The sequence below is a fragment of the Paenibacillus sp. Y301 genome (assembly GCF_059445505.1).
In genome coordinates this window covers 56,715-68,073 of sequence record NZ_JCAIUL010000019.1, presented here as the reverse complement: position 1 = coordinate 68,073, position 11,359 = coordinate 56,715, and the positions used below count along the sequence as shown (strand labels likewise).

The following is an 11,359-nucleotide window of genomic DNA, read 5'->3' as shown; positions in this document are numbered from 1 at the left end:
TGGTAACCAGACCATCAACGTGTCAACTCCACTGGTGTTAAGCATCCTGAATTAAGTTGGATGATACATCAGAAACCCCCACTTCAGCCAAAGCGACAGCGTTGGTAAGTGGCGGGAGTATTCATGTCTAGATAATGCTAGAGATACGACTTGAAAATGAAGGTTTAATCTCTTGGATATAAATTATAATGAATGTGGATTTAAAAGCTGGCCTGCGTTCCATTAGCGGTGCCCTTAACATTGATGAAGCATGTAATTATCTAATGCAATAATAGACAGGAGTGCGGTAAAATGCAGTACACAAATCCCGTAATACCGGGCTTTCATCCAGATCCAAGTATTTGTCGCGTCGGCGATGATTACTATTTGGTTACGAGCACATTTGAATATTTCCCTGGAGTACCTATTTTTCATAGTAAGGATCTTGTGAACTGGCGTCAGATCGGACATTGTCTCACGACAGAGGAGCAGCTACCTTTAGCTAATTCATGGAGTTCCGGAGGAATCTTTGCTCCAACTATTCGTTATCATAATGAATGGTTCTATATGGTGACAACCAACGTGAGTGGCGTCGGGAATTTCTACGTCAAAACGAAGAATCCAGCTGATGCGTGGTCCAATCCGATACTTGTAGCTCAGAAAGGAATTGACCCATCGCTTACATTTGATGATGACGGCCGCGTATACTTTCAGTCTTCCACTACCGGCGATCAGGGGGATGGCATTTATCAATGTGAAATCGATATTGAAACCGGAACTATGCTGACAGAGAGCCGACTGTTATGGAAAGGCAGTGGTGGAGCTTATCCAGAAGCCCCTCATGTGTACAAAATAAATGGTTATTATTATTTAATGGTCGCTGAAGGTGGGACTGAATATGGACATATGGAGACAATCGCTAGAAGCAGTCACCCATTTGGGCCCTATGAAGCGAATTCAAATAATCCTATCCTCTCGAATAGAAGTATGGAAAGTAGCATTCATGCAACTGGTCATGCAGATTTGATCGAGACTCAGGACGGCAGCTGGTGGGCTGTTTGCCTGGGAATACGACCGGCCTCTTATCCGATGGCTCATCATTTGGGGCGGGAGGTATATCTTGCACCAGTAAGCTGGACATCGGATGGTTGGCCGGTAATCGGCAATGACACGCATATCGAAACAGTCATGGAGTCTCCGAATCTACCCGAGGTCCAGTGGCCTGAGAAGTCGATCAGAGACGACTTTGACAGTTCAAGTCTTGGCTTAGATTGGACCTTTTTACGAAATCCAGTGAAGGAAAGCTGGTCATTACAGGACCAACCGGGATATCTAGTACTGCATGGACAACAGACTTCTTTGAATGAAATCGGTTCTCCTTCTTTTGTGGGCAGACGTCTGTGTCACTTCACTTGTAAGATAGAAGCGATGATAGAATTTGAACCGCATCATGATGGGGACGAAGCGGGATTAACCGTTTATATGAACGAAAAACATCATTATGATCTTGCTGTAAGGTCAGTAGAAGGACACAAAATGATCGTCTTTCGAAGAACTGTTGGTTCCTTGAAAGTAGAAGAAATGCATGAATGTCCAGAGGGGCCTATTGTGCTTCAAATTCAAGCACTCCGAGATAAGTTTATAGCTTCAATCCGCACACCAGATATCGAACCAATTGAAATAGGTTGGGGGGAAACGCATTTTCTTAGCACAGAAATGGCAGGGGGCTTTACTGGAGTATTTGTTGCTATGTATGCGACCTCTGAAACGGGACAATCTGCTCCTGCGTGTTTTGATTGGTTCGATTATGAGCCGTTGAAGGGATGAGGAAAGAAATAAGAATCTAGTGGTTAGGCAGCGGCTCAATAGAGCCAGCTGCTATTTTTTTTGAAAAAGGGGGGACTAATCAACATTTATTCTCTATTTCTAAAAGATTTAGGAGACATGCCGTACGTTTTTTTGAATTGGCGCGTGAGGTAGTTGCTGTCGTTAAATCCGCTCTGATATGAGATTTCTGTAATTGAAAGATTCGTTTGTTGTAACAATGTGCATGCTCGTTCTAAGCGAAGACGTTGCAGGTAAGCGATCGGCGTAGTCAGATAATAAGCTCGGAATAATCGATTTAAGTGTCTAACTGAAATATCTGATTTGGTCGCAATTTCTTCTAGAGAAACTTGCTCAAGATAGTGATCCTCAATGTAAGAAATCGCATTGGCTAGGTGCATTAGACTGGCATCGATTCCCTTTTCCTGATGGTCATATTGTCTTGATAAATACACAACAAGTTCCATGAATCGGGAAGCGAGCATGGTTTTATAGCCGTGAAGTTTCTCTTCGTATTCCTTAATCATGATCGAAATAAGAGAGGAGACGTACTCCAAGCTAACAATCGATATGTTAAGTTTACTTTTATATGAATTAATATTTCGGTAAAACGGTTCCAAAATAAATAGGGCTTGAAAACCATTCAACGTTCGCAGATCAGATCCGGCTGAATTGAGCATTTCAGGTTTAAACATAATATTGCATATTTTGAAGTCATACGGGGCCTTATAGGCGTGTGAAGTCCCGCTGTTAATGACAAACACATTTCCTTTTTTAATAAATGACTCTTGCGTGTTGACGACATGGGTAGCATGTCCATTCAGTACGATGACCAACTCTGAGAAATCCACATGATTATGAAGTGAGATTTCTTCCTCATGCCCTCCATACTGAATGAAAAAGGGGAAATGCTCATCCCTCGTAAACCAGTTCATATATACATTACTCAATCGATTCCCACCTATAAATAATTTTTAATGTCTATATCATGCTATTTGATGACCTAAAAATCAAGGTTATCCGCCAAATTAATAGATAAAATAAAAAAGGTAACAGGGTAACATCAAATGGTTAGGATGCCCTTCACAGACCAGTACGAAAGTCATAATTGATAAAAATAAGGGGGAAAGATGAGATGATTACAATCTTATCCAAAAAAATTGGAATACTGGCTCTGACTAGTGCACTGCTAATTACGGCAGGTTGTAGCAGTTCGGGTAACGATTCCGCTAGTACCAAATCGGGTAACAACGCAGACGATACAAGTCCAATTACGTTTTCCTTCTTTGGCGCTGACGCAAGTCCCAACTGGAATAAGATGCAAGATGATGTTGGTAAAGAAATTACCGCCAAAACCGGGGTTACACTTGATGCAGAATTTGATGTAGGTAGCGGGGGAGGACAAACCAAAATCGCTTTGATGGCAGCCAGCGGTCAATACCCAGATATCGTATACGCCAAGGGCGAACTCAACAAACTAGTTGATGCCGGAGCGGTTATTGATCTGACAGACCTGATCGATAAGTACGCTCCCAATATTAAAAAAGTTATGAATAGTAACATGAATCGTATGAAATACAGCAATGAGGACCCAGCAATCTACTCCATTCCAACCAACGGTGGTGTAGACCAGCAGGCATTTGATGTAACGAACGGTTTTCAGGTCCAGCTCCGGGTATTAAAAGAACTGGGTTATCCAGAGATTAAAACGGTAGAAGATTTTGAAAGCGTACTCAAAGAGTATGTGACTAAACATCCGACAACGGACGGACAGCCGACCATCCCACTTATAGTGAACGCCGATGACTGGAAGATTATGATTACGGTAACCAATCAAGGAGATATCACAACAGGTGGAACAAATGATGGCGAATATCATGTGGATCCCGAAACTTATGAAGCGATACTTCACTACAAACGTCCCGAAGAAAAAGATTACTTCCGCTGGTTAAATCATATGTTTAACACGGGTCTGCTTGACAAAGAATCTTTTGTTCAAAAAGAAGATCAGTATAAAGCGAAAATCGCTAGTGGACGCGTACTGGGTCTCACCTCTGTGGAGTGGGAATACCAAGACGCTGAGAATGCTTTGAAATCTGAAGGCAAAGACGAGTACACTTATGGGCACTTCCCAGTGACATTAAATGAACAGTATAAAGATCACTCATTACAATCCGTGGGTGTTGATGCGTATGGTATTAGTATTACAACAGCTTGTAAAGATCCGGTCCGCGCGATCAAGTTCATCGACTGGTTATCCTCTGAAGAGGGTCAAGTACTGAGATCATGGGGAATGCAAGACAAACAATATAAAGTTGAGAATGGAAAGCGTATTATACCTGACGACATACTTAACCAAAAAGTAAATGATGCGTCTAGTTTCACGAAGCAAACGGGTATTGGTCTATATTCCATTTTTGGAGTCCAATATGGGGATGGCGTTAAAGATTCCACAGATAATTATTATACAACCAACTTCCCAGAACAAATTGTCGCTAGTTACTCTAGTGCGGAGAAGGAAACCTTAAAAGCTTATAACGCGACAACATGGAAAGATCTGTTTCCTGGTGCAGAAGAATTCCCTGTCAAAGAGTGGGGCGCATTATACAATATGCAGTCACCAACCGAGGGCGACTATCCAGTCATTTATCAGAAAACACAAGATATTGTCCGCAAACGGATTCCTGAAGCTATTATGGCAAAAGCAGCTGATTTCGATAAAATATATGATGATTTCATTGATGAGTTAAACAAAGCTGGAGCAGAAAAAATGGAAAGTGAATATTCCGAATTGGTCAAAGCCAGAGTATTGCTCTTCACCGGTAAGGAAGTTAAGTAATAACAAAATAGATTAGTATGTAAGAGTTCCGACAACTGATAAAAATATTTAAGTCGGCTTATATTTGATCCAGTAAGAGAAGAAGCTCAGAGCAAAAGCTCTGAGCATTCTTTCAATTCATACAGATACTATTTCGTGTTTGTAAATCCACCATCAATACGAATAACTTCGCCATTAATATATTGTGCTTTTGAAGTTAATAAGAATGTAACCAGTTCAGCTACTTCTTCTGATGTACCTAATCGTTTTTGAGGAATACCGCTAGTTGCATTGGCCTTCATGTCTGGATTCGCTTCATAAAAGGCTTTAACCATTGGGGTTTCAGTAGGGCCTGGAGCAATGGCATTGACACGTAAACCATCCTTACCATATTCAGCTACTAAACTTTTGGTTAAACCAACAATACCATGTTTTGTAGTAGAATAAGTCACAACGGAATCTTGTCCAATTACACCAGCACTTGAAGAAGTATTAACAATTGAACCTCCTCCATTCTTTAACATGACTTCCGCAACATAACGAATACCATATAATGAACCTAATAAGTTGATTCCAACAATTTGATTGATTTCTTCAATAGAAGAATCCAAGAAGTATGCCCCACTTCCAGAAATTCCAGCATTGTTAAAGAAATAATCAATTTTCCCAAAGCGTTCAACAGTTCGTTCAACATAATTTTTGACTTCATCAGATTTGGAAACATCAGCTTTGATGAAAATAGAATCAACTCCTATTTTCTTCACCATTTCTACTGTTTCATTTCCGCCTTTTTCGCTAACATCTACTACAACGATGTCAACACCTTCTTTAGCTAAACGTACTGCTGTTGCTTGTCCCAAGCCACTACCAGCACCAGTAATAATCGCAACTTTATTCATTTATAAGACTCCTTTGTATTGAAGTATAATTTAAGTTCTTACTATTAAATTATATGACTTTGTAAAGTGAAAATAAAATTAGGCATTAACCAAAAAAATAAAAATGGTGTATTATTCCATTAAAATTTAGTAAGATAACTATTAATGCAGAGGTTTAAAATAACTACGTGTTATTATTTGGTTGATAATATACGTGCTCCTTATATTCACTTAATTGGTATCCTTATGAGTGGATTACATATTATTGAAACACTTAACGTCTGTAGATATAAATAATGAAAAAGAGGTGTTGTTTTGAAGAAATTTATATTGGGACTAAGTTGCGGTTTACTTTTTGCCGGTTCATCGATTGCTTTTGCTTCGGATTCTATTCAAGCGTTATTATTTCCAGCAAGCTTTGAAATTAATGGTAGTAATATTGCATTGAATAATGAATACAAAGTTCTGAATGTAGATGGGCATGCTTATGTACCCATTCGCCTTATAGCTGAAAGTATGGGCGGAACCATCGACTATGATTCGGATTCACAAAAGATTATTGTCAAAAATAGAAACTTAGACTTAACGGATCCAGACTATAAAGGAATATCTGTTGGTAATTTAATATTGACTAAAGTGGGTAATAACACAAAAGTTACGGGTCAATTAAAAATGGAAGGTGTAGGGAATTCGAAAAATATAGTTGGAGCAAAATTATCTTTTTACAATGATACAAGTGAAAAAGTTGGGGAGGTTTCCATAAAAGGAAATGAGTTTGGAGTCGAATCCGAAACCTTTGTTGCTGAGGGTTCAGGGGATTTCAGAACGTATTCGACAGTCAACCTTCATATCGGGGCTGTAAATAATCGTATTATTCCTGAAGCTCCAACCATGCTTTACGAAAATAAGAAATACAATTTCACTCTTAAACTCCCTACAAGTTGGGAAGGGAATTATGAGGTAGTTGAAGGTACAAATATTATTAATTTTATTGACATAGCAAATAAAGAAGAAGTGGGAGTATTATTTACTATCCATATATGGACTAAAGATAAATGGAATACAGACGGGTTATTAGCTAAACAGAATATTCAAATATCTAAGATTGGAGAAAAGGACGATAACGTCTTCTTATTAAGCACTCCATCAGATGTGAATTATAGTGTAAATGATGAGAAGTTGAAGGCAGAATACGCTTCTATGTGGAACCACATAAATACTATAAAAACGACGTTTAAGATTAATAAGTAACTTAAACAGGTACTATTGGGTTTGATTCTATTTGGTAGCCTCATGAGTGGATTACATATTAACGAAATAAATACAATTCCAGGTGATGTTAAAGAGATTCGTCCTCTATGGATATGATGGAGGTACATATGGGGAATAGAAGAAGGTAAACCATTTCATGCGAGTGGGATTGGTGATAATAACAGCTTTTTAGTAGCAATAAAAACTGCTGAAGTTTCTAATATCAAATATATTGCCATTGGAAATCACATGGATGAAATCATGCCATCAGATACTTATGAATTATCTCTCGATGATGTAAAAGCTAATAGTGGCGATTATCATTTAAAAGAGGTTACTGATCATTATGTATTATTTGTTCTAGAGGAATATTCAGAGAATACATGGACGATCAGGGCTTTTGATAATGATGGCAATTTAATTGCCGACAAATTATTTACTGGAGACACAAGGTATATTCCTTTGAAATAAAGTGGAATAAATTATATTGTTGAGTAGGCTCTGGTAGCCTGCTCATTTTTTAGTTATGATTTTTTTAATGAAGTTTCGTAGCTTATTACATGTATATCGTTAAAGGAGGTCCATATAGTATGAAATCTCATACCTCTGAGCGTATTAAAGTCCCACCAGGATTCTGGGCTGGATTACATCAATTAGGAATTCAAGCCCATGACGTAGCTCGCAAAGCACAACTGCCGCTCACCGTTATTACTGGAGCAGTAGTCACTAACGCCCAATATTTAGCGATCTGGCAGGCCTATTCCGATCTCATAGGTGACACTGCTGAAGGAATCATCAAGCTTGTGACTGTATTTGAAACAGCACAGTATCCACCGACCGTTTTAGCAACTTACCACGCTCGAGACTACCGAGACGCTCTAACCCGAATGGCTCGGTACAAACAACTATGTCCCCCTGAAAGCTTACGTATCATCGAGAATGGTGAGAACTGTACAATCGAACTGGAATGGTTGGATTCCGAGCAATCTGGCCCGCCATTGTTGGTTGGTATTACGCTGGCATGTCTTCTGGAGCTTGGACGACGGGGCACAGGTCAACCTTTGACAGCCCGATTAGTTGAATTTACGCATTCCATGGGAGATGTACAAGCCCTTGAATCGTATTTCGGGTGCCGTATCCGGGTTGGTGCTGAGTGTAACCGATTAACTTTACATCGCAAAGATCTAGACCGTCCCTTTGTCTCGTACAACGAGGAGTTACTGGAGATTCTGACTCCCGTGTTAGACCAATCGTTGGATGAACAGCAACTCAGTCGCTCCAATACCGAGATGGTCAAATGGATTATGAAACGTAGCCTAACAGGAGGTCGTCCTGACATTCAGGCTGTCTCGAAGGAAATGGGTATGAGTGATCGCACCTTGCAGCGCCGACTTACTGACGAGAACACGAACTTCAAGCAACTGTTGGCACAAGCGAGACATGAGCAGGCACGAGAGTATTTGGCAGATCCCTCACTCGATATTAAAGAGGTGGCTTTCTTGATTGGATATGAAGACCAGAACTCATTCTATCGCGCATTCCGCCTGTGGGAGGGTGATACTCCAGCCAATTGGCGTGCTGAACATTTAGAAATGCCGACGGTTCAATAATAGAGAGTTCAACCTAACCCATTCTCTACCAAAAGATCGTATCTGATCTTTAGAAGATTTATCTTGTGGCGTGTTATACAAGAACATTGGCGTGATGTGCTAGTTACTGTACAATCTAAAGAAGGTAATATAATCACTATCCGGAATACAAGACTGTTTGACAATCGACCTGAATCAGCTTGCCGTGAATGACTAACGAATGAAAGAGGCGATTATTAAACTTATGGATATGGGATTAAACAATAAGACAGCTTTAGTGACAGGATCAACGAAAGGCATAGGTAAGGCCATTGCCATTGAACTTGCCAGAGAAGGTGTTCACGTACTCATTAACGGACGGAATCATGAAGAGGTAGAACGAACAGTAAATGAAATTAAGGCAGAATTCCCGGCAACCTCTCCGCAGAACGCTACAGCCGATATTGTGGATATTGAGCAAAGAGAGGCGCTATTTGAGAAGTACCCCCATGTTGATATTCTAGTAAATAATATGGGTATCTATGAAATTATGCAGTATGAGGATGTTGATGATGAGATATGGGAGAAATACTTCCGTACGAATGTTCTTGCTGCAAATGGATTATCTAAATTTTATTTACCTAAAATGTTGAAAAATGATGTGGGTCGCATTATTTTTATCGCGAGTGAAGAAGCCATTATGCCTTCAGGGCAAATGCCACAGTATTGTATGACCAAATCCATGCTATTATCATTGTCAAAAACCTTATCTAAATTAACCATAGGAACAGAAGTTACCGTCAATACGATCATGCCAGGACCAACTCTCTCAGAAAATGTGTATCAAATCATTGAGGGGTTGTACCCTAACGAAGATATGACTTTTTCTGAAAAAGAGAAAAGGTTTATGACCACAAACCTACCTCAATCTGAAATTCAGCGCTTTATCAAACCTATTGAAATAGGCAGATTAGCTACATTTGTATGTAGTCCTTATGCATCGGCATTTAAAGGCTCTCCTATTCGTATGGATGGAGGAATGGTACCCATGATCTATTAAAATATTCTTGTATAAAGGAACCTTGAATCTACTCTCAAGGTTCTTTTATTTGTCTCTATAGTAGTAGGATTCAATCAACACTTAAAAACATGCATTATTCCATATTTAGATGTCATCATTCCATTCTTATTTCCTAAATGAAAGCCTATACTTTGAGAGAGTCCTGATGACTAGAATGAAAGTTGAACAAGCCTCACATTACAAATCAAGTGAGATATATTGAAATAAAAAATAGCAGATTCAGAGTGTTATTTTAAGGAGGAAGGCAACAATGATGAGATTATTTGTGACCAACCGGACTCGCAAGTCTCAATCCCTAGACGGAACTTGGGCTTTTCGAACGGTAACCGACGAAGGACATGAGTCTACAAGTGAATACCGCTTGGCAGTACCAGGTGGATGGGAAATGAATCCGAAGCTGTCGAGTTGCCGGGGCAAAGGAGTGTACCGGAAGAGTATACGTGTAGATGAGCAAACCAACCTAAGATTCATTTTCAAAGGAGTCAGCCACACGGCAGATGTATACTTTGACGGAGAGCACGTAGCTAATCATTATAATGCCTATACAGCCTTCTCAGCTATTGTTAAGAAAGTACAGCCCGGCTTCCATGAGTTAGAGGTGCGTGTTGACAATGGATTTCATGAAGGATCTTCCCTTCATATGCACAATGATTACTACACTTACGGGGGAATGATTCGGCCCGTCGGACTTGAAATGCTTGGCGACGTTTATATTGAGCGGATGGAAGTAATACCAGCTTTTGAAAATGATATCTGGTATGCGAGTATTCGTGCTCATGTCCGCAATCTTTCCTCCGATAGCCAAACAGTATCCATAGAGGGACAAGCCGCGGGCTTGAATTTCTCTTTAGGGCTACTGACTCTCACGTCCAATGCGTCTTCCTTTATTGAAGGTAAATATGCTTTTCCAGATGTTAACAGCTGGAGTCACGAGCAACCCAATCTTTATGAAGTTGAGCTAAGTCTGAACGTTGACGGACGAGTAGTGGATGATTTGATTGAACGGGTAGGCTTTCGTGAGATCACAACATTAAACGGCAAGATACAAGTCAATGGTAAGGATATCGTATTAAAAGGATTCAACCGTCATGAGGATCATGGCAGCATTGGCGCGTCTTTTCCACTTTCACTAATGGTTCATGATCTCGATTTGATGACCGATATGGGCTGCAACAGTGTCAGAACAAGTCATTATCCGAATGATGAGCTATTTCTTGATCTGTGTGACGAACGTGGATTCTATGTCTGGGAAGAGAATCACGCGCGGGGCTTGACGATTGAGCTAATGCGCAACCCGAATTTCATCCAGCAGTGTGAGGATGTCAACCGTGAAATGGTTGAACAGCATATTAACCACCCTTCGATTATCATCTGGGCCATACTGAATGAATGCGCGAGTTATTGTGAAGAAGGAAAAGTTCATTACAAACGGCAGCTGGATCAGCTCCGGTCGATGGACCAGAGCCGTCCGCTAACCTTTGCCTCCCATCATCGCGAGAGGGAAATATGTTTTGATCTGGCTGATATTGTATCGTTTAATCTGTACCCGGGTTGGTACGGTCCGGAAGACCCAGGGGAACTGTGCGAGCAAGCTCGGAGCTGGGCAGATGCGGCATGTGGCTTGGGCAAGCCAATGATTATGAGTGAATTCGGCGGGGACGCTGTGTATGGATATAGAATGCCTAATCGTGTCAAAGGAACAGAAGAGCGCCAATCCGATATTATTGAAGAAAATCTGAAGGCGTATCTTAGCAGAGAGTTTATCTCGGGAATGTACATCTGGCAATTCAGCGACTGTCGAGTAACTGAAGAAATCGTTGGACCTTTATGGAGAGTGACCACACAGAATCTTAAAGGAATTGTGGATGTTTACCGGCGACCCAAGCTAGCGTATGAGATCGTCAAAAAAATGTATACTTCATCCAATCACTGAGTTCAATCGAAAATAAGGGAGTAGTGG

Annotated in this window: 9 protein-coding genes; 7 read left to right on the top strand and 2 right to left on the bottom strand. The window is 40.4% G+C overall.

The features are described from left to right. Positions 1-291: 291 nt before the first annotated feature. Positions 292-1,806: a glycoside hydrolase family 43 protein gene (locus AC1D69_RS22635; RefSeq protein ID WP_495458394.1), complete on the top strand. Its 1,515-nt coding sequence runs from the start codon at positions 292-294 to the stop codon at positions 1,804-1,806. An 86-nt stretch (positions 1,807-1,892) separates the two neighbouring features. Here AC1D69_RS22635 and AC1D69_RS22630 read toward each other — a convergent pair whose 3' ends face one another. After that, positions 1,893-2,753 (bottom strand): helix-turn-helix domain-containing protein, encoded by an 861-nt coding sequence (locus AC1D69_RS22630; RefSeq protein WP_495458393.1) that lies wholly within the window; start codon positions 2,751-2,753, stop codon positions 1,893-1,895. Positions 2,754-2,938: 185 nt separating this feature from the next. Here AC1D69_RS22630 and AC1D69_RS22625 point away from each other — a divergent pair, with 185 nt between their 5' ends. Beyond that, on the top strand, positions 2,939-4,642 hold the full coding sequence (locus AC1D69_RS22625) for an ABC transporter substrate-binding protein (protein WP_495458392.1): 1,704 nt from the start codon (positions 2,939-2,941) through the stop codon (positions 4,640-4,642). Positions 4,643-4,770: 128 nt separating this feature from the next. On the opposite strand, the gene AC1D69_RS22620 is transcribed toward AC1D69_RS22625, so the two are convergent. Continuing rightward, entirely contained in the window at positions 4,771-5,520 is a 750-nt protein-coding gene (locus tag AC1D69_RS22620) for an SDR family NAD(P)-dependent oxidoreductase (protein WP_495458391.1), read from the bottom strand. Between the two features lie 294 nt (positions 5,521-5,814). Between AC1D69_RS22620 and AC1D69_RS22615 the strand changes: the two genes are divergently transcribed. The 5 genes from AC1D69_RS22615 (at position 5,815) to AC1D69_RS22595 (ending at position 11,332) form a co-directional block, all read left to right on the top strand. After that, positions 5,815-6,750, top strand: a complete 936-nt coding sequence (locus tag AC1D69_RS22615; RefSeq protein WP_495458390.1) for a stalk domain-containing protein — start codon at positions 5,815-5,817, stop codon at positions 6,748-6,750. Positions 6,751-7,011: 261 nt separating this feature from the next. Continuing rightward, positions 7,012-7,221, top strand: a complete 210-nt coding sequence (locus AC1D69_RS22610) for a hypothetical protein (RefSeq protein ID WP_495458389.1) — start codon at positions 7,012-7,014, stop codon at positions 7,219-7,221. Positions 7,222-7,340: 119 nt separating this feature from the next. Beyond that, a complete protein-coding gene (locus AC1D69_RS22605) occupies positions 7,341-8,360 on the top strand; it encodes a helix-turn-helix domain-containing protein (protein ID WP_495458388.1) in 1,020 nt (339 codons plus the stop codon). 223 nt (positions 8,361-8,583) lie between these two features. After that, positions 8,584-9,378 carry an SDR family NAD(P)-dependent oxidoreductase gene (locus AC1D69_RS22600; protein ID WP_495458396.1) on the top strand — a complete coding sequence of 265 codons (795 nt, stop codon included), beginning with the start codon at positions 8,584-8,586 and terminating at the stop codon, positions 9,376-9,378. A 271-nt stretch (positions 9,379-9,649) separates the two neighbouring features. After that, positions 9,650-11,332: a glycoside hydrolase family 2 protein gene (locus tag AC1D69_RS22595; RefSeq protein ID WP_495458387.1), complete on the top strand. Its 1,683-nt coding sequence runs from the start codon at positions 9,650-9,652 to the stop codon at positions 11,330-11,332. The last annotated feature ends 27 nt before the right edge of the window (positions 11,333-11,359 follow it).